Consider the following 19,053-nt stretch of genomic DNA (forward strand, 5'->3'; position numbering starts at 1 on the left):
TCGGAGGTAATAAATATGAATCAGGATAAAGCAAAAATTAACGTTTATTACGATGGCGCCTGTCCAAAATGCGTCAAAGACAGGTCGACCTATGAAAAACTCGCCGGAAAAGCGGGCGAAAATGTCTGCTGGATCGACATCACCGGCCGGGAAGAGCAACTGCGTCTTATCGGCATCGACCCTCACAAGGCGCTAACCGAACTGCATATTCAGGACGAAAATCAGCGGATTCTGTCCGAGATGGATGCGTATATCCTGCTAATGAGCAAAGTGCCTGTATTGAAACCTCTGGCTTGGCTGATCGGGTTGCCGCTGATTCGTCCGTTGCTCGCCAGGGTCTATCATTGGCAGGTTAACCGAAGGCTGCGGCGCAGCGGGCGGTTATGATTAATTGACCAGTTTTTTCAACACCGTGCGCAGAATGCCGCCATCCCGATAATATTGGATTTCAATCGGCGTATCGATGCGGCTTACGGCCTTAAAGGCTGTGACGGTTCCATCAGGCGCGGTCGCCGAAACATTAATTTGCTGTTGCGGTACCATTGCATCGGAAATATCGATCGCAAATGTTTCCTTTCCGGTTAACTTCAAGTTTGTAGCCGATTCGCCGTCGATAAATTGCAGCGGCAAAATACCCATGCCGATCAGATTGCTGCGGTGAATCCTTTCGTAACTCTCGGCGATGACCGCTTTTACGCCTTGGATAAACGGGCCTTTCGCCGCCCAGTCGCGGGATGAGCCGGAACCGTATTCCTTGCCGGCAAGAATGCACAGCGGTGTGGCCTTATCTTTATACTTCATCGCGGCATCGAAAAACGTCATCCGTTCACCGGTTGGATGATAAATCGTAACATTGCCTTCAACGCCCGGAACCAGCAGGTTATGAATGCGAATATTAGCGAAGGTGCCTCGACTCATCACCTGATCATTGCCCCGGCGCGAACCGTAACTGTTCCAGTCTTTTTGTTCTATGCCTTTCTCTAAAAGGTATAACGCCGCAGGAGAGCCAGGGGCGATTTGACCGGCCGGTGAAATATGATCGGTGGTAACTGAGTCGCCGAACAGGGCCAGCACCTGCATGCCGGTAAGCGCTTGTATCTGTTGCCGACCTGTTGTCAACCCTTCGAAGAACGGCGGTTTCCTGATGTAGGTCGAATTCTCGTCCCAGGCATACAATTCGGTTCCGGTAACCTCAACCTTCTGCCATGCTTTGGTGCCGGTGAAAACATCCGCATAGCGCTCCCGGAACATCTCCGGCGTTACAAATTGCCGGATGGCCTCAGCCACTTCCCAGGGCGTAGGCCAGATGTCTTTCAGGTAAACCGGCTTGCCGTCCTTATCTTCGCCCAGCGGTTCGCGGGTAATATCCAGCGCCGTTGAACCGGCCAGCGCATAGGCGACGACCAGCGGCGGCGAGGCGAGATAATTGGTCTTGGTCAAGGGATGCACACGGCCTTCGAAATTCCTGTTGCCGGACAGCACCGCTGATACGACCAGATCGTTGTCCACTATCGCTTTTTCAACCGCTTCATCCAGCGGGCCGGAGTTGCCGATGCAGGTAGTGCAGCCGTAGCCGACCAGATAGAAGCCGAGTTGTTCCAGAAAGCCGAGCAATCCCGACTGCTTTAAATACTCCGTTACCACCAATGAGCCGGGGGCCAGAGAGGTTTTTACATAGTTTTTAACTTTCAAGCCCCGCTCCACCGCTTTCTTGGCAACCAAGCCCGCTGCCAACATAACCGATGGATTGCTGGTGTTGGTGCAGGAGGTGATCGCCGCGATCGCGACCGCGCCGTGGGTGATTTTCTCATGCGCATCGTTCCTCGACACGATGCCGCTGCGTTCCAGATCCTGCTCGGACAGCCCCATGCCCTTGATACCTACCGGTGCGGTCAGTGTTTGCCGGTATGTCGGCCCTACCTGACTGAGGGAAATGCGATCTTGCGGACGCTTCGGGCCTGCCAGCGAGGGTTCAATGGTGCCTAGATCGACTTCCATGATCTGGGTAAATTCGGGGGCCGGCGTATTGTCGGTGCGAAACAGTCCCTGTTCTTTGGCATAACGTTCGGTCAGATCGATTAGCTCCGCATGACGCCCGGTGAAACGCATGTAGCTGAGCGTCTCGTCGTCGATAGGGAAAAAACTCACTGTCGAACCTTGCTCCGGCGCCATATTGCTGAGCGTGGCCCGGTCCGGAATACTCAAGTTGGTCAGCCCGGAACCGTAAAACTCGATGAACTTCCCGACCACGCCAAAGTTCCGGCAAAGCTCGGTAATGCGCAGCACCAGGTCCGTCGCGGTCACGCCGGGAGGCAGCATTCCGGTCAATTTAATGCCGACCACGTCGGGAACCAGCATATAGATGGGCTGGTCCAGCATCACCGCTTCAGCCTCAATGCCGCCGACGCCCCAGCCGAGTACGCCCAGACCGTTAATCATCGGCGTATGCGAGTCGGTGCCGACGCAGCTATCGGGATAACAGACGTTTTTGTCCTTATTATGGAACACGACCGGAGCAAGGTACTCAAGGTTTACCTGATGCACGATGCCGGTCGAAGGAGGGACCACGCGGAGATTTTGGAACGCCGACTGCCCCCATTTAAGGAACTCATAGCGTTCGGCATTTCTTTCAAATTCGATGGTTTCGTTTAATAGCAGCGCATTGGCCTTGCCGAAATAATCCACCTGTACCGAGTGATCGATCACCAAGTCGCAGGGAATAAAAGGATTGATTTTTTTTGGATCGCCGCCCAGTTGTTTCATCGCATCCCGCATCGCGGCCAGATCTACGAGCGCCGGAACGCCGGTAAAATCCTGCAATATCACCCGGGCCGGTTTGAAGGGGATTTCATATCGTGTGCCTTGCGGCTGCCAATTGGCGACGCTCAAGACATGATCCTGGGTAATTATGTCGTTGTCGCAGTTACGCAATAATGATTCAAGCAGGATTTTTATCGTGTGCGGCAGTCGTGAGACATTGACAGCGCCGGTATTTTCAAGTTGGGGCAGGGAATAATACGAGACCGAGCCGATGCTATCGGTTTTCAGTTGTTGATGGGTACCAAATGGATCGTGGTTAATCATGATAGAAACCTCCGTGATAGGCATTTGGGCTTTCAATTTAACATGGGCAGTTTAAGGTTAAGCCGTTCGTGATGAGCCCTTCGATAAACTCAGGAGAGCCTTGTCGAACCCTGTACGGCTTAACCATCCACCCTTCGACAGGCTCAGGGCGAACGGTTAAGCCTTGCGTCTGTCCCGTCTTAAGTGAGAAACCGAAAAATGATAATAACTTAAACAGCTTTTACCCGCATCTGTAGTTACGTCAAGGATTTTGATTTTATCTTGAGGTAATCGAGAGCTTGATTTTGGTTTAACAATGCATACGGAATGTCGGTCAATACTGTTGACATAAGCCCCCGCCCGTTCGTCCTGAACTTGTCGAACGCCTTATGTCAACAACATTGGAAATATCGGATCACCCTATTCATAAGATAGTTGATACGGCCAATGTCCTATTTATCAGTATCATGAGGTTTTCGTAGTTTCAAGGTCGGTTATTTCTATAACGGCTTCGCCTTTGACCAGTAATTCCTGAGCGCGAGGAAATACCTGAATCAAAATGTTTTGCAAGCGGCGATTCGTGACGTTGCCGCAAGTGACCCAAAGTAGTTGCGGAGGAGCGCCCAAGCGCAACATCATCTCGACGAAATCACTGTCCTTATTGATAATGACGATACCTTGCTGACGCGCTCTTTGAAAAATTTGTTCATCTTCGGCATCGCGTAATTGCTGGTCACGCAAGGCATAGGCTTCCACGTTAAAAGTCTGGCTAAGCCAGCTTGGCAATTGCAGCGGCAGTTGCTCATCAATCCAGTAAATCATGCCGCCAAGCGTTCCAAATTCGCCCGGCGAGCAGCGTACAACAGGCAAGCTTGAATATCTTGCGGTTCCAAATCAGGGAAATCCTGCAAAATTTCTTCGCTGCTTACGCCTTCGCCCAACATTTGCAAAATATCGCTGACGCGGATTCTCATGCCGCGAACACAAGGTTTGCCGCCGCACTGAAGTGGGTTATGGGTGATTCTTGTTTCTAAATTCATGGTCATGACTCCTCTTTAATCAATGTTATCATCCTAGCATAAATCTTTTTGGTCAATTTGGCATCCATTCGCGCGCGAAAGACCGGCAAGTCATGGCGAGATTCGCCATGTGTGGGCGGACTTTTACAACTTTATTTCACTCCTCTACCAACACTCTATTCGTTCGCACTGAGCCCTTTGGTTAAGCTCAGGACTAAAGGCCTTGTCGAAGGACTCAGCGCGAACGGCAATGGTTCATTGATAGAATCAAAAAACTCCCACAGTTCTCCCATTACAGCTTAATTTCATTACCCGATAATATACAACATGCCGCAGAGAGTGGCTTCACGGTTAAGTATTTCAACATCGGAAAAATAGAATGCTGATGCAGGATTAACCGAGTTTTGCACATAACCGCATTTTGAAATTAACAAGGTATTACGAGCAAATGGCGCATCAAAAATCAGGAGAAGTCTAATGCCAACTGTCATCAAATTTTCTACATGTTTGCCGGGAGATATTTATCGCAAACTGGCAGAAGCCATCCGAACTCCCTACAGTGCCGCACCTGAAGGAACGTTTGATAAAGGGGCAATGGCTAACTGGGTACAACGCTCAGCGATTGCTACCATCGAAGGCAAGGCAAAACAGGATGCGATGAGGCAATTTGTTATCGCCAAAGGACTGCTATCGGAATTCGAACAATTTAATGAGCAACTTCAACAAGACGCTTTAGCGCAGCTATTGGGTTATTCAAGTACTGAAAACGAATAATCATAGCGCCATAGAATTACAGAACATCCCAGACTCAACCGGCTACGAGGACACTGTCATGATTGATGAAAACCAAAAAAATGCAAAAATGGAAAAACCTGTTGTAATGCAGGATGACAGTATCCGTGATTTCGGCAAGAGAGGCCAAATTCAAAAAGAAACAACTTTTAACGACAACGGTTTTCATATTAAATTTTTCCTGATAACTGGAAAAATTCTGGAGGTTGTCATTGACCGGAGCAGTCCTATCTATGATCTACTGGCTTCGCGTGGTGCTATTGAATATGTTGGCAACAGTGTGGCCGGTGTTTACATTGATAAAGAAGGGCTACACCCGGAAGATTTTGAACTGGGTATTGAAAACGCCTTGGCGCAACTGGCCCGCGCTCAACTGAATACGCGCAAAGTCGCTGATAATCTGAAAGGATACGGAGATTTGATTCGTGCCATACAGCATTTGCGTCCGTTACAACTAGATAAAGATGGCCGACGTAAGTTTTCTGATGAGGAATGTAGCTACGAAACCGTAAAAGCCTCCGTATTGAACAGTGATGAAGAAACCAACAAGACTCGTATGGGCAATGAAGCGATCAAAGCGTTGATTGAAGAGTATAAGCTTGAACGGCAACGGGCCAGAACGGAAAAAGCCAAAGCGCGTTCAGCCGAAAGCAACCTGGATGGCTTGCTTTAAAAAACGTAGCAATCGGTGTACTGGACGCCCGTTATCGGTGGGCAGCATTCCCATAGTGCTCCCATTACAGGCCAAACCCGCCAAGGCAAAATGGCTAACAGAAAAAACAACAAGCGTTGATCGACAACGTCAAACTTACCCAGACAACTCAACAGGCAGGTCAAACCATGCAACAAAATTCAACTACTTCAACCGCTGCTTTACAACAACTGGCCGACAATGGCGATGCACAAGCGCAATTCGATCTTGCTTATCGCTATGCCTGCGGCATTGAGGTTGTACCGGATTTGGAGCAAGCTATGCGTTGGCTGAACCAATCGGCAGAACAAGGCTTGGTTGAGGCGCAGTTGTTTTTGGGGAGTCACCATGCAACATTGAACGGCCTTTACTGTCTACTTTTTCCCTTAGAAACAGACAAGTATCAGCTAATTTATAACTGGGTTACCACCAAAAAACAGGGTTTTACTGAGCCTAATGACACTTTGTATCGTGATCTTGAATCTTGTTTTAGTAGTGAACCTTCGCTCTGTGAGCAACAGGCTTCAGCTTTTAATTGGTTCAGCAAAGCCGCTGAGCAAGGCTGTGCCGAAGCGCAATACTGGTTGGCGCGTTGTTATGTGTCTGGTTTGGGCTGCGAGCAAAGCGATAAACGTGCCTTTGATTGGTTTAAAAAAGCAGCGGAACAAGGTTTTGCTGAAGCTTATTATTACTTGGCTTGCTGTTATCGTGACGGTAAAGGGGTAGAGCAAAACCAACATTTGGCTTTTGAGTGGATAACAAAAGCGGTTGAATTGGCCGATGCTTATTTTGCGGAAGCCACAACCCGGACTAAATATATCAGCCAGGTAGCCGAAGTGTATTACTTCTTGGGCGATCTATATGAGCAGGGCAAAGGTATTATGCAGGACGATGAACAAGCGTTCAACTTCTATAGACTTGCAGCGAATCGTGGCGTTGCCCGTGCTTTGCTCTTAGTGGGCAATTTAGCGGCTCAAGACAAAGGGTGTGAAAAAAATGAAGAATTAGCGTTTAGAGCTTATAAATTGGCAGCTGAACGCGATGAGGATAATCAAGCTGATGCGGCATGTCGTCTAGCACTATGCTATTTACATGGACTAGGCACTGAGCAAAATTATAAATTTGCTGATGAATGGTTTAAATCTGCTGCTCAAGGAAAGGCGGAAGCTTCCTATTGGTTAGGTTATATGAGTGAGCATGGATTTGATCCTTACCTTGGGAATGAAGAAGACTTGGATTCTCAGGCTTTCGAGTATTACCTCACTGCTGTTGATCGGTTTGAGCAATCCCAAGAAGAAAGCGAAATAAAATATCGTGCTTTTAAAGCTTTAGCTGATTTCTTTGAGGCAGGTAGAGTTACTTGGAGATACCAACAGGAAGGCAATAATTCTGCTGATTTCAAACAAAAAGCGAAGCAACTTTATCAAAAAATAGGTCGAGAAAAATTGGCTCAACTCAATGAAGAAGAAATTCTTACTATTTCACCGCACTCCCGAAAAGCGATTGAACTTTTACATCAAAGGATTGCAATCCATATTTCAAAAGGAGAGTTTGACTTGGCAAAACAATTTGTTGAAGAAGTATTCGTAAATTCGGATTACAAAGAAACAAGCATGAAAGAAATTTCTCTGACAACGATTAAAAAAGCAGAGGAAAATATGTCGCTTTACAAAGCACTGCATGAAAAAGAAAAGGAAATGCTGTCTTTCTTTACCCATACCATGCGTAACGCTTTAGCGACTGCGCCGGAATCGCTCAGACAAGCCATTCATCTATTAGGTAGCGAGGTCTATGAAAAAGACACCAAGCACTATCAAGCAATCAACAAAATTGCTGCCTTATTTTCCACTCTGTCGTTAACCGATTGCTTAATTGATACCTTTAAGCAGTCAATCAGCGATCCGCAGGAATTTAAACAATCCTGGCAAAAAGATCATACAGGCAAAGCAACGCCTAAGTGGGTTATTGCTTCGGCATTACGGCAATCGTTAAATCGCATCATTTTCATGAGCGACACCAGCGAATTAAGAAAGCTGCTAAATAACCCGGAAACTGCGTTAATTAAGGCAACGCGCAAGTCGTTTATCGAAGAAGTTTTGCCGCTTAATGTCGATAGTCAAGGCGTTGATGTATTCTATGCTTGGACGCTTAAACATATTCCGGCGATTGAAGTGTCCATAGCAGACAGCGACAAGCTAAATTTCGGTGTTAATCAAATCCGCTTTTCTTTGCTGTTTGCCATCACGTCTGAGCTTATTTTGAATGCTTTGAAATATTGGGATGGCGAGAACCGCATTCAAATTAGCTGGCAGTTGGCAGGGCAAGACAACTATGTGTTTTCGGTTAGAAACCATTGCAAAGCCAATGCGACCAGCAATTTAGCCGGAACCCATAAAGGCTTGGCATTTATCAAACGGCTGGTGGAATTGTTAGGCGAACAAGCACAATTTGCCTGCAAAAGTGAAGAACAGCTTTTTACAGCCGAGTTAATTTTAAATAAAGCCTTATTTGACGGGGAATCATGAATATTTTGTGGATTGAAGATTTTGGCGGCGCTTTGCCCACAGGTACCGGCACATTAAGTTCGATGTTTCTGGATTTAATCAGTTTTGACAACTGGGATGAAGATGAGCTTAGTTTGTTGAGTCGTCCGAACGACTTGGAAAACTTTTGTAAAGAAAATTCGGTTTTGCATTGTGTTTTCTTATGCCGTCATTATTTTGATTATGCCGAATTCAAGGTAAATAATGAATTAGCCAAAAGAATTGATGCAGTCATTATCGATATTCGCTTGGACAATAACGTCGATTTTAGTTTACCCATTCCTAGCCGCTCTCACACCACAGCAAAATTTCATGAGGAAGCTGGTTTTTATATTTTCAATGACTTGGTGCATTTAGGCATCCCAGCGGAAAAAATGTGTTTTATGACCGGAGAAAAAAATTCTTTTAGTGGTTTTAAAAAACAATGCGATGACATTTATATTCCAGAAGTCGTAGGTTTTGAAAAAAGCGATGCTGAGTATGGGAAATTAAGGCAATGGATTAAAGAACGAGAATCTGATTATGCGATTTTAAGGCGGGGGATTATTGAAGGCTGTAATTTTTTAAAATCCCATATTGAAAAAGACGACGGTAATATTCAATTTAGGGACTTTATAAAAATAGAAAATAATCAACCAGTTATTGAAATACCAAGAACTGACATAAAAAATTATCTTGATGCCTTATCGCAGTTTTTAGCGGTCAAACAACCGAATGACCCATTTGCCGCAAACATTCAATATCGCTTATTTTTAAGAACGCTTGTCCATGAATGGGAAGAAAATATTGACCCCAACAGCTTTAAAGAAAAGCATGGAAATGACTTGAGTAAAATCCGCGATATTTATACCTTTGCATGGATTATGAAAATGACCCGTAATTGGGTGTCTCATGCTAATTTACTTGAGCCATTAAATCCTCAGATTATTGGTTTTTTATTCTTGGTCAACATGCGAGCCATGTTTAAATTACCAAAAGCAATACAGCCTTACGAAAGGATTTTGTTACGTTGTGTTTCGTTGTCACCTTGCAATGCTATTAATAGCCAAACTTTAAATGGCGATATTAACTATGCAGAACAAAATATTGATGGAGTTTTAGCGGCTTTGAATATCAATGAATCGGGGCATTTTGGCAGTAAAGTTAATTCAATTTATCGCCAAAACACAGGAAATCCAGACGCTGAGGATCACGACTTTAAAGGCTTTTTATTGCAGTATTTCTGGGTTAATCAGAAGCCCGATTTAAGAAGTCTGACAGTCGCTTCGAATGATTTTTTACCAACGTTGGCTCGGCATATCTACAGCCGTAGTTTCTTACAGAATTAAAATCATGAAAACCCTACAATTCACCACTCACATAGAAAACAATGCCCAGCTCCACTTAACTCTTCCATCTGAATATGCCAATCAAGACGTCGAACTGGTTGTGATTATTCAACCGCGTAAAGAAACGATGGAACGGCAGAATTGGCTGGCGTTTATCAATCAGAGCTATGGCTGTTTAGCCGATGATCCTTTAGAGCAATCAGAACAGTATTAAACCATGCGAATCATCGCCAAAAAAGCACTACGCGATTTTTGGGAACAATACCCCGATGCACAAGAGCCGCTGGAAGCATGGTATTACGAAACCTTAAAAGCCGACTGGTCAAATCCACAACAGATAAAAAACCAGTTCCGTAACGCCAGTATCATTGCCGATAATCGCGTAATATTTAACATCAAAGGCAACGATTACCGGCTTATCGTAAAAATCAATTACCCGTATCGCGTGGTTTATATCCGCTTTATCGGCACACACAAACAATATGACGCTATTGAGGTAAACACAATATGAACATTTTCCCGATAAAAAATGACTCAGATTATCAAATGGCATTAGCAGAAATTGATAAGCTCATGGATGCAGAAATTAACACCCCTGAAGGTGATGCGCTGGATATTTGGGTGACCTTGGTTGAAAGCTACGAAGCCAAACAGTTTCCTATTTCCGCGCCCCATTCAATTAACGCCATAAAATTCAGAATGGAGCAGCAAGGGCTGGGATTAAATGACTTAACCGTTTATTTCGGCACAATCGAAAAAGTAAAAGCGTTTTTTGACGGTAAATTACAACTCACTTTAAAAACCATCAAAAAATTACATCACGGCTTAAATATTCCTTTAGAAAGTCTAATTAATGGATAAAAATGTCTGCTAATCTGATCCAAACGCTAATTTCTCATCTTCCCCTTTATGCCGAAGAAGAGGGCGATTTTTACAGCGTTCCGCGTAAAGCATTAATCATCGCCCTTTGTCGTCAGCACCAACTTGAGCGCGCGATCGCTGAAAACACTGTTAATGTAATAGAAGCCCTGCTCGATACCTTGGCTGTGTTAAATGCCGCCTATTTACAAAAAGACGAATGGTGTTTTGTTTCATTTCCCGCGCAATTGTTGGCAACGTCGTTATTAACTGCGATGAGCGACAATGAATCACGCTTTTTTGCCGATAATTTTTGGAATACGCAAGGCATAGCCGATGCTAAGAAAAATCAGCAACGCGAGGTGTTGAGTGTTGTTGAAAACAGACGCTATGAACATCACTCAATCCATAACGCTAAACCTATCCGTTACATTTATGTGGCCTGGGGCATTATTAAGCTGGACGGCAATATTTTGTTTTATCAACGCGAAGATACTCAAAAGCGTTTTGATAAAAAAGCAGGGGATTACGGCTTGATCGGCGGGCGGTTGAATCAGCATGATGTGCCGGGTGATATGGATATGCCTGTTTTACTCGTTGAGTTGCAATCGGCAAATTCCGCTTTAATTAAACAAGCCTTGCCGGAGACATTAAAACGGGAAATATCCGAAGAGGTGGGTTTGGTTTTTGAACAGCATTATCGTTTTAAGCCCTGGCGTAGCCTGAAGCCTTACCGACAGGTTCAAGGCTCAGCGCCTAATCATGCGTTAACCGAATATTATCTGGATATTTTTCAGATTGAATTAACGCTGGAAGGCTATTTATTTCTGCAACAGCAAATAAAGCATGATGACCGTCTGGTCTGGTTTGCAATTGATGACGTAGCAAAAGGCGAATCAGTTGACGGCAAGATTGCTTATATCAAAGCCTTGGTTGATGATTTTGATAAGGACCGATTGACGCTAAAAATAGAGCTGTTGGCTTTACCTGATAGTTTTGCTGCGGGTTATTTATTCGATCAGCCTAAATCAAAATACGGTTTGACGTTGCTTATTGATGCTGAAAAGCCGCTGTGGGTCGGCGCTTTAGGCAAGGAAAAACCGCTTGATGTGGCTTTAACGTCCAGGCAATTAAGTGTTTTATTGGGGTTGGCGGCACATGGTCGTGGTTTTGAATTTGCGACAATTGAACAAAACATTATCTTTCATCCTTATGGCTGGATTGATGTTAAAAATAATCCAACGCTGCAAGCGGAATTAAATCAGCTGGCTGAATTGTTTAAAGGCACTGATTTAATTATTGAAAACCACCATGATGTATTGTTCCGCTTGTCGATCAACCCTGATGTGGTTTATTTTGATGAAACGTTGTTTACTTATTCGGTGCATAAAGCCGATCTAATCGGCACCAAAACAAAAATACCTGTGAGCATTGAAAGAAAAGCCTTTGCTACAGCATTAGGCATGACTCAAGTCAAAGCGGAAGCATTTAAACTGCCTCGTGGACTTGCGAAGCAATTACAGCGATTATCTGAGAAGCAATTTGGGTCACACGAGGAAGAGGGTGTAAGAATCGAAGACGCTTATAAAAAAGGTTTACATAGAGAACCCAAGTTTTTGGCATTGGGTTTAAGAGGTTTGATACGCAGAGAAGTGGGCGTTATAAAGTTTTGTTGTAAGTTAGATGTGTTATAAAGGGCTGGAGTGTGCAAGGGTATAGTCAGTTATAGCAACAGCAAGAAAAACCGTTATAACCAGCTTTGGTAAACCCAGTCTCGCTCGGAGCCTGTCCATGTCGTAACTTAACCACAGAGGGCAACGCATGAAAACAAACACCATCCATACCCGCACCGAAACCGACTCCTTCGGCCCCATACAAGTGCCCGCCGACAAATACTGGGGCGCGCAAACCCAGCGCTCGTTGCTTAATTTCAAAATCGGCGATGAGCGGATACCGAGGCCTTTGATCCGCGCGCTGGGCATCGTCAAGCATTGCGCCGCATTATCGAATATCGCGCTGAACAATATTGATGACAAAATCGGCTACGCCATAGCGGTTGCGGCTCAGGAAGTTATCAACGGCAATCTCGATGACAATTTTCCGCTGGTGGTTTGGCAGACCGGCTCCGGCACCCAGTCCAACATGAACGCCAACGAGGTGATTGCCAATCTGGCTATCGAGCGGCTTGGCGGCGCTATGGGATCTAAAACGCCGGTGCATCCGAACGATCACTGCAACCGCAGCCAGTCCTCGAATGATGCTTTTCCGACGGCCATGCATATCGCTACGGTCGAGCAGTTGCACCATTTGCTGATTCCCTCTCTCCAGCATTTGCACCGCGCGCTGTCTGACAAATCCCAGTCATGGAACGACATAATCAAGATTGGGCGAACGCACTTGCAGGACGCGACACCCCTTACATTGGGTCAGGAGTTTTCCGGTTACGCAGCTCAGGTACAACTGGGCATCGAGCGGATTAACGACAGCCTAAAGCGGCTTTATCCCCTGGCGCAAGGCGGTACTGCAGTGGGCACCGGCCTGAATTCGAAACCGGGTTTTGGCGAACAGTTTGCCGAAGAAGTTGCGAAATTTACCCAGTTGCCTTTCGTCTCTGCTTCCAATAAATTCGAGGCGCTGGCGGCGCACGACGCCATGGTGGAAATCTCCGGGGTGTTAAACACCATCGCGGTCAGCCTCACTAAAATAGCCAACGATATTCGCCTGTTGAGTTCAGGCCCGCGCTCCGGCATCGGTGAACTGTCGCTGCCTGAAAATGAACCCGGCTCTTCGATCATGCCGGGCAAGGTGAATCCGACCCAATGCGAGGCCATGACCATGGTTTGCGCGCAGGTCATGGGCAATCACACCACCGTTACCTTTGCCGGGGCGCAAGGGCATTTGGAACTCAATGTTTTCAAGCCGGTCATTATTTATAACGTGCTCCAGTCGATCCGGCTTATCGGCGACGCGGCGGTCAGTTTCACCGATCATTGCGTTGTCGGCATTGAGCCGAATATCGACCGTATTGCCGAGCTGATGGAACGTTCGCTGATGCTGGTAACCGCCTTGGCTCCGCGCATCGGTTACGACAATGCGGCAAAAATAGCTAAACTGGCTTTTAAAAATCATAGCACGCTACGTGAAGAGGCGGTTTCCGGCGGTTTCGTGACCGAAGCGGAATTCGATGATCTCGTCCGCCCGGAACAAATGATTTTTTCAAAATAAAGTCAAAAAGGAATACCATTAGGCTCTTTTGATAAAAAATAGAGGAGCGTAGACCATGCATGTAACATACGAACTGGCCGAACAGGCAATGGCTGCGGCGATTGCCGAGTCAAAAAAAATCGGTACGCAGATGTGTATCGCCGTAGTGGATTCCGGCGCTGACTTAAAGGCATTTGTGAGAATGGACAATGCCTGGGTAGGCAGCGTGGACATTGCCATCAAGAAAGCCAAGACGGCCTGTTTCTTCGCGATGAACACCGGACAAATCGGTCAGCTATCGCAACCGGGCGGGCCGCTTTACGGGATTGAACATTCTAACGACGGACTGATTACCTTTCCTGGCGGTGTTCCTATCGTTGACAAGGATGGCGTCCTGATCGGCGCTATCGGGGTCAGCGGCAGCGCGGTAGAAAACGATCATAAAGTTGCTAAAGCTGGGGCTGAAGCCATTGGCGTTTCTGATTTGCCGGAACACCCGTGGCGAACCTGAGTCCAGGATAATCTCCAGATTGTTCCGATAAAGAAACCTTTTCAAATGCAGGTTAGGCGTTTGGCGAAGTCTTTGATTGTTTCAAAGACTTCGCCGATAATAATCTGCTCAATTTTTCGTCCAGCCTGAATGGCTTGTAACAACAAGGCTTCCGCTTCAATCAGCGTTGCTATTCAAGCGCTATTTTTCCCTTGATGCAATGACTGATGCCAACAGCAGGAGCTTCCAGCGTCATTTTAATCTCTAGGGTTTCGGAGCCGTTCAATTTTCCTGCTTCAACCGCTTTGAGAACAGCATGTTCGATTTCACGCTGTGATGTGACCCCAACAATTTTGAGATATTTTCTGATTTCCATGTTAAATGTATCTTCATTCATTTTGACCTCCTAAAGGCAAAGTTTGTGCATTCCATGACAGGTACGATGGAATTCGATTGTTGGCCTGAAAACTACCACCCTATTCAGGAAGCCGTCAACAAGTTACTCAGGCGTTTAACAAAATTCAGGCTTAATCAGAACGTTCAGTCATGGCTGCTGTAGTCTTCATCTATTGGACGTCCCCTAAGGGTTTTGCGTCCTGTGAACATGGCAGAAATAATGCTGCCACCTTCTCGTATATCCGTCATTATCACCGCTGCAACGTGCAATACAATGGTGGCAATCAGAAAATAAAAGTTATACACATGGGTCACGGAAAAAAGCTTTCGGAAAGCACGCATGCTCTGGTAAGCCGTTTCATCATACATGGCTGGCGCATAGGGGACTAAGGTATCGGGCGCGATACCCGGTGCGGCCACCCACTGCGCTATCCAATGCCCGAAAGGCGGCAGAAATAAATCGGTGCCTGCGAGTACCAATCCGGTGACTGCCTGAATGGTGATCAGGAGAAACAGCAGGACGGCTCCCAAGCGTCCTACCGGATTGTGGCCGATATACTGTTCCGGGTGGCCGGAGAAAAATGCGACGACATAGCTGCGCAACGCGTGCAAGTATCCTTTGCCGCCCGGAAGCACCGCGCTTAACTTCGCGTAGCGATTACCCAAAAAGGCCCAAATAAAACGCCAAATTAAATTGATGGTAAACACGTAGCCGATCGACGCGTGGACGGTTTTGAGTTTTATTTTTCCTGCATTTGAGATGTCAAGACTGCCCGCATTTAGGATAACCAGACCGGCAGCCATAAGCGCAACAACACACAGCACATTAATCCAATGAAACCAACGGGTACCTGCATCCCAAACTGGGTGCGATTTAAGATCTGGCATAAGGGTGTTCCTTGAAAATTTTAAAATGTTACCTGCGGCTAATGAGAAGTTACGATCCGCATGTTTTTCAGTATAGTTTAGCAGCAATCCAGGAATTACCGCTTAAGCTTGCGACTCAAAACCGGACAACATGAATTTTAAGCATGATAACCGCACGGATTGAAGGATTATTGGGGCTGTGCATTCAGAATTTGTATTAACTCAGCGGCGATACTGACGGCAATTTTGGCCGGTGTATGGCTTTTTATCGGTAAACCGATCGGTCTAGGTTCTGTTGACGTTTCATCTCAGCCACAAAAGTACCGAGGAAAATGACAGCATCCCCATGTAATTGATAGCCTTTTTCTCGTATCGAGTAGCAATTCTGCGGTAATGCTTGAGCTTGCCGAACATGCATTCGACCGCATGCCGCTCCTTATAATGCCAATAATCGCATTCAATTTCTTCTTTCCGGTTCGATTTTGGCGGGATGACGGCTTTTATTCCCCGACATTCCAGCCACTCCCTCAACTCGTTTGTGTCGTAAGCTTTGTCCGCCCAAACGGCTGAGGCATTAACGTTTTCCAGCAAGGGTATCGCTCGCTTGCATTCAGCCTCTTGCCCACCTGTCAGGATGTACTTAATCGGCATGCCCAAGGCATCACAGAGCGCGTGAACCTTGCAGCCAAAACCACCTTTGGAACGTCCCAGTGCTTCATTCTCGGCGGAGCTATTTGCCGCCCCAGCCGCACAGGCATGCGCTCTAATCACCGAGCCATCCATAGAAACATCCTGTAAATCAGCCACTTCAGAAAAATGACTTAAGAGCTTCTCCCATGCGCCATTGGTGCACCAGCGTGAAAATCGCTTGAAGATGCTATTCCACTTACCCTGCGTTGGCGGCAAAATCCGCCACTGCGCTCCCGAACGTAATATCCATAAGCAGGCACTAATAAATTGTCTGCAAGTATCTGGCTGACCGATACGAATGCCTGTCAATTTCTTTAAGTTTGCCAATATACGCGCCCACTCTTCATCGCTTAAATTTATCCGGCTCATGTTACCAAAAATAACAAATTCTACCTGATTGGCGAAACGTCAATAGAACCTAAGGGATTATTGCGTCCAACACAGTGAAAATAAGGCAATTATTCTTGGGTGCGCATAGAATAATGTCGACTAATGCTCCGTAATGCGGCTAATCCGGAGCCCAACTGGAGCATGGCTATAAAGATGCGGAATAGTGGGCTAACTAATCCAAATGAAATTTAAAGTACTGACCATTTTTTTAAAAAACGCCGGGGTATTTATAGGGAAAGTTGGTGTTTTGTATTCTTTCTCAGTCTCGTTCGCTTATCCGACCTACGAAAAAATAATGTCTAATTATCGACGCAATCGGGTTCCGGGTGAGACTTACTTTTTTACGGTTAACTTGCTGGAACGCCATTCACAATCGTGTTTACTGGTCAATCATGTTGATGTTTTGCGCGAAGCGGTGCGGGTTACTAAGTGTCATGCCCTGTTTCATATTGATGCTTGGGTGGTCTTGCCGGAACATATGCATTCGACATGGACAGATATTTGCACCTCGGTAATTGCTCCTGCATGACTCTACTACATGCCATCCATGGCGTTATGCAATATCTGCATTCACCACATCCATGTCGATCATGCAGGAGGTACGACCCCACGGATGGGGGAGGTAGAATCGCGTCTGGAACAGCGATTGAGAGCAATGCATGAGCAATTTGCCGAGGCGAAGCTTGCACTTCTCCGCTTATACGAAAAATAGTTTCAACATTTTTCCGTCCATTCGATAAACTGGGACATACAAAAACTGAGAGCCTGAAACCATGACCGATAAGCAAGCAAGCAAGCCGCGCGCAACATCCGAAAACAGCATTGCTGTTTTAAGTCTACTCGGCATCGGCGGCTATCTGGTGATGCGCTATGGGCTTGATATAGGGCATGAGGTTTATACGTTTTCATTGAATGCCGCATTAAGCTCGGCGGCTGCCGAACTCTATCATGGGCAAGTCGTTGTCCCGATTGAACTGGTGTCTGTGCCTCTGCTTGCGGTACTGGTGTTGGGCGGCATTCCGCTGGTTTACCAGCTGATCGTGAAATTGGGGCGGGGCGATTGGGGGGCGGATTTGCTGGCAGGCATATCCATAGTGACGGCGGTGATGCTGGACGAATATCTGGCCGGAAGTTTGGTGGTATTGATGCTGTCCGGCGGCGTGGTGCTGGAATCCTACGCAGTGCGCAAGGCCTCGTCGGTGCTTGAGGCATTGGCCAAGCGGATGCCGTCGGTTGCGCATAGAAAATCGGGCGATGACCTCGCCGACATCACCACCGAGCAGGTTAATATCGGCGATACCTTATTGATACTGCCGCATGAAATCTGCCCGGTTGACGGCACGGTGCTGGAAGGCTCAAGCACTATGGACGAATCCTATCTGACCGGCGAGCCGTATATGATGTCGAAAGTCAGCGGCTCCCAGGTCATGTCCGGCGCGATCAACGGCGATTCGGCGCTGACTATACGCGCGGACAAATTGGCTGTCGATTCCCGCTATGCCAAGATCATGGAGGTGATGAAGTCTTCCGAACAGTATCGCCCCAATATCAGGCGACTGGGCGACCAATTGGGCGCGCTGTACACGCCGCTGGCTGTCATCATTGCGCTGAGTGCCTGGGCTGTCAGCGGCGATGTGGTTCGTTTTCTGGCCGTATTGGTCATCGCCACGCCATGCCCGTTGTTGATCGGCATACCGGTCACCATCATCAGCTCGATTTCGCTGGCCGCGCGGCGGGAAATCATCATCAAGAATCCGGCCATACTGGAAACCATCGGCACGTGTCGCACGGCAATTTTCGACAAGACCGGCACCCTGACTTATGGCCGCCCATCGTTGACGGCGCTGATTCCAGGCGGGGGGTATAACGAGCAGGAAGTGTTAATGCTAATCGCCAGTCTGGAACGCTATTCCAAGCACCCGCTCTCCCGCGCCATCGTGGCAGCGGCGGAAAAATCGGCGCTATCTTTATTAAGCGTGACCAATATCACCGAGTTGCCGGGGGAGGGGCTTAAAGGCAATGTGGCCGGAAAGCAGATTCAGATTACCAGCCGCAAAAAATTTGTCGAACAGCACCCGGATGTTGCCGAGGCGTTGCCGCCCATCACCGGCGGTCTGGAATGCGTGGTACTGATTGACGATGCTTACGCGGCGACCCTGCAATTTCGGGATGAGGTGCGCACCGATAGTTCATCATTCATCAACCACCTGAAACCCAGTCATTTGTTTGACAAGGTGATGCTGGTGTCCGGCGACAGGGAATCGGAAGTGCGTTTCCTGGCCGACCAAGTCGGCATTAAACACGTTTATTTCAGCCAAAGCCCCGAGCAGAAACTGGAACTGGTGCGCAATGAAACCCAAGCGGCAAAAACCGTGTTTCTGGGCGATGGCATCAATGACGCACCGGCGCTGACTGCCGCGACTATCGGCATAGCCTTCGGCCAGAACAGCGACATTACCGGCGAATCGGCGGATGCGGTGATCATGGACAGTTCGTTGTTAAAAGTCGACGAGCTGTTTCATATTGGTCAACGGATGCGTAAAATTGCCCTGCAAAGCGCGGTGGGCGGCATGGCGCTGAGTTTGATAGGTATGGTATTTGCAGGATTGGGTTATTTGACTCCGGTAGCCGGAGCCATAACCCAGGAAATCATCGACGTGCTCGCGGTCTTGAATGCTTTGCGGGCCGCTATTCCGCCGAAAACGCTGTCGGATTTTTAAAA

At 47.1% G+C, this 19,053-nt stretch carries 22 protein-coding genes; 14 read left to right on the forward strand and 8 right to left on the reverse strand.

Annotated elements, in window-relative coordinates; all coding sequences use genetic code 11:
- Nucleotides 1-15 precede the first annotated feature (15 nt).
- Nucleotides 16-387, forward strand: coding sequence for a thiol-disulfide oxidoreductase DCC family protein (locus tag ABXJ76_RS04530; protein ID WP_432744540.1), 372 nt, complete (start codon nucleotides 16-18; stop codon nucleotides 385-387).
- Here ABXJ76_RS04530 and acnA read toward each other — a convergent pair whose 3' ends face one another.
- From acnA to ABXJ76_RS04550, 4 genes are all read right to left on the reverse strand, one after another.
- Nucleotides 388-3,084 carry an aconitate hydratase AcnA gene (gene acnA / locus ABXJ76_RS04535; protein ID WP_432744542.1) on the reverse strand — a complete coding sequence of 899 codons (2,697 nt, stop codon included), beginning with the start codon at nucleotides 3,082-3,084 and terminating at the stop codon, nucleotides 388-390.
- A 444-nt stretch (nucleotides 3,085-3,528) separates the two neighbouring features.
- Nucleotides 3,529-3,885 (reverse strand): DUF5615 family PIN-like protein, encoded by a 357-nt coding sequence (locus ABXJ76_RS04540; protein WP_432744544.1) that lies wholly within the window; start codon nucleotides 3,883-3,885, stop codon nucleotides 3,529-3,531.
- Nucleotides 3,882-4,103, reverse strand: coding sequence for a DUF433 domain-containing protein (locus ABXJ76_RS04545; RefSeq protein ID WP_432744545.1), 222 nt, complete (start codon nucleotides 4,101-4,103; stop codon nucleotides 3,882-3,884). The genes ABXJ76_RS04540 and ABXJ76_RS04545 overlap by 4 nt, the downstream gene beginning before the upstream one ends.
- Nucleotides 4,104-4,390: 287 nt before the next feature.
- Nucleotides 4,391-4,573, reverse strand: a complete 183-nt coding sequence (locus tag ABXJ76_RS04550) for a hypothetical protein (protein WP_432744547.1) — start codon at nucleotides 4,571-4,573, stop codon at nucleotides 4,391-4,393.
- Here ABXJ76_RS04550 and ABXJ76_RS04555 point away from each other — a divergent pair.
- The 10 genes from ABXJ76_RS04555 (at nucleotide 4,560) to ABXJ76_RS04600 (ending at nucleotide 14,009) form a co-directional block, all read left to right on the forward strand.
- Nucleotides 4,560-4,856: a hypothetical protein gene (locus ABXJ76_RS04555; RefSeq protein ID WP_432744549.1), complete on the forward strand. Its 297-nt coding sequence runs from the start codon at nucleotides 4,560-4,562 to the stop codon at nucleotides 4,854-4,856. The genes ABXJ76_RS04550 and ABXJ76_RS04555 overlap by 14 nt on opposite strands.
- 58 nt (nucleotides 4,857-4,914) lie before the next feature.
- Complete coding sequence (locus ABXJ76_RS04560) at nucleotides 4,915-5,547, forward strand: hypothetical protein (RefSeq protein WP_432744551.1); 633 nt, start codon at nucleotides 4,915-4,917, stop codon at nucleotides 5,545-5,547.
- Nucleotides 5,548-5,714: 167 nt separating this feature from the next.
- The gene (locus tag ABXJ76_RS04565) at nucleotides 5,715-8,090 is read left to right on the forward strand and encodes a hypothetical protein (protein WP_432744554.1); all 2,376 of its coding nucleotides are present in this window, start codon (nucleotides 5,715-5,717) and stop codon (nucleotides 8,088-8,090) included.
- The gene (locus tag ABXJ76_RS04570) at nucleotides 8,087-9,436 is read left to right on the forward strand and encodes a hypothetical protein (protein ID WP_432744557.1); all 1,350 of its coding nucleotides are present in this window, start codon (nucleotides 8,087-8,089) and stop codon (nucleotides 9,434-9,436) included. Before ABXJ76_RS04565 ends, ABXJ76_RS04570 begins: the two co-directional genes overlap by 4 nt.
- A gap of 4 nt (nucleotides 9,437-9,440) precedes the next feature.
- Entirely contained in the window at nucleotides 9,441-9,650 is a 210-nt protein-coding gene (locus tag ABXJ76_RS04575; RefSeq protein ID WP_432744560.1) for a hypothetical protein, read from the forward strand.
- Nucleotides 9,651-9,653: 3 nt separating this feature from the next.
- On the forward strand, nucleotides 9,654-9,947 hold the full coding sequence (locus ABXJ76_RS04580) for a type II toxin-antitoxin system HigB family toxin (RefSeq protein WP_432744563.1): 294 nt from the start codon (nucleotides 9,654-9,656) through the stop codon (nucleotides 9,945-9,947).
- Nucleotides 9,944-10,297, forward strand: coding sequence for a helix-turn-helix domain-containing protein (locus tag ABXJ76_RS04585; protein WP_432744565.1), 354 nt, complete (start codon nucleotides 9,944-9,946; stop codon nucleotides 10,295-10,297). Before ABXJ76_RS04580 ends, ABXJ76_RS04585 begins: the two co-directional genes overlap by 4 nt.
- A 2-nt stretch (nucleotides 10,298-10,299) precedes the next feature.
- On the forward strand, nucleotides 10,300-11,988 hold the full coding sequence (locus tag ABXJ76_RS04590; RefSeq protein ID WP_432744568.1) for an NUDIX domain-containing protein: 1,689 nt from the start codon (nucleotides 10,300-10,302) through the stop codon (nucleotides 11,986-11,988).
- Nucleotides 11,989-12,115: 127 nt separating this feature from the next.
- Nucleotides 12,116-13,519 carry a class II fumarate hydratase gene (fumC, locus tag ABXJ76_RS04595; RefSeq protein ID WP_432744569.1) on the forward strand — a complete coding sequence of 468 codons (1,404 nt, stop codon included), beginning with the start codon at nucleotides 12,116-12,118 and terminating at the stop codon, nucleotides 13,517-13,519.
- Between the two features lie 55 nt (nucleotides 13,520-13,574).
- Nucleotides 13,575-14,009 (forward strand): GlcG/HbpS family heme-binding protein, encoded by a 435-nt coding sequence (locus tag ABXJ76_RS04600; RefSeq protein WP_432744572.1) that lies wholly within the window; start codon nucleotides 13,575-13,577, stop codon nucleotides 14,007-14,009.
- Nucleotides 14,010-14,178: 169 nt separating this feature from the next.
- Here ABXJ76_RS04600 and ABXJ76_RS04605 read toward each other — a convergent pair whose 3' ends face one another.
- The 4 genes from ABXJ76_RS04605 to ABXJ76_RS04620 form a co-directional block, all read right to left on the reverse strand.
- Complete coding sequence (locus tag ABXJ76_RS04605) at nucleotides 14,179-14,385, reverse strand: DUF6494 family protein (protein ID WP_432744573.1); 207 nt, start codon at nucleotides 14,383-14,385, stop codon at nucleotides 14,179-14,181.
- Between the two features lie 143 nt (nucleotides 14,386-14,528).
- Nucleotides 14,529-15,272, reverse strand: coding sequence for a cytochrome b/b6 domain-containing protein (locus tag ABXJ76_RS04610; protein ID WP_432744575.1), 744 nt, complete (start codon nucleotides 15,270-15,272; stop codon nucleotides 14,529-14,531).
- 167 nt (nucleotides 15,273-15,439) lie between these two features.
- Nucleotides 15,440-15,532, reverse strand: a complete 93-nt coding sequence (locus ABXJ76_RS04615) for a hypothetical protein (protein WP_432746441.1) — start codon at nucleotides 15,530-15,532, stop codon at nucleotides 15,440-15,442.
- Nucleotides 15,533-15,554: 22 nt separating this feature from the next.
- Nucleotides 15,555-16,310 (reverse strand): IS5 family transposase, encoded by a 756-nt coding sequence (locus ABXJ76_RS04620; protein WP_432744577.1) that lies wholly within the window; start codon nucleotides 16,308-16,310, stop codon nucleotides 15,555-15,557.
- A gap of 316 nt (nucleotides 16,311-16,626) precedes the next feature.
- Between ABXJ76_RS04620 and ABXJ76_RS04625 the strand changes: the two genes are divergently transcribed.
- From ABXJ76_RS04625 to ABXJ76_RS04635, 3 genes are all read left to right on the forward strand, one after another.
- The gene (locus ABXJ76_RS04625) at nucleotides 16,627-16,860 is read left to right on the forward strand and encodes a hypothetical protein (protein WP_432744578.1); all 234 of its coding nucleotides are present in this window, start codon (nucleotides 16,627-16,629) and stop codon (nucleotides 16,858-16,860) included.
- 18 nt (nucleotides 16,861-16,878) lie between these two features.
- Nucleotides 16,879-17,043 (forward strand): hypothetical protein, encoded by a 165-nt coding sequence (locus tag ABXJ76_RS04630; RefSeq protein ID WP_432744580.1) that lies wholly within the window; start codon nucleotides 16,879-16,881, stop codon nucleotides 17,041-17,043.
- Between the two features lie 61 nt (nucleotides 17,044-17,104).
- Complete coding sequence (locus ABXJ76_RS04635; protein ID WP_432744582.1) at nucleotides 17,105-19,051, forward strand: heavy metal translocating P-type ATPase; 1,947 nt, start codon at nucleotides 17,105-17,107, stop codon at nucleotides 19,049-19,051.
- Nucleotides 19,052-19,053: the final 2 nt, after the last annotated feature.

The sequence above is a fragment of the Methylobacter arcticus genome, assembly GCF_050917435.1.
Lineage (GTDB): Bacteria > Pseudomonadota > Gammaproteobacteria > Methylococcales > Methylomonadaceae > Methylobacter_A > Methylobacter_A titanis.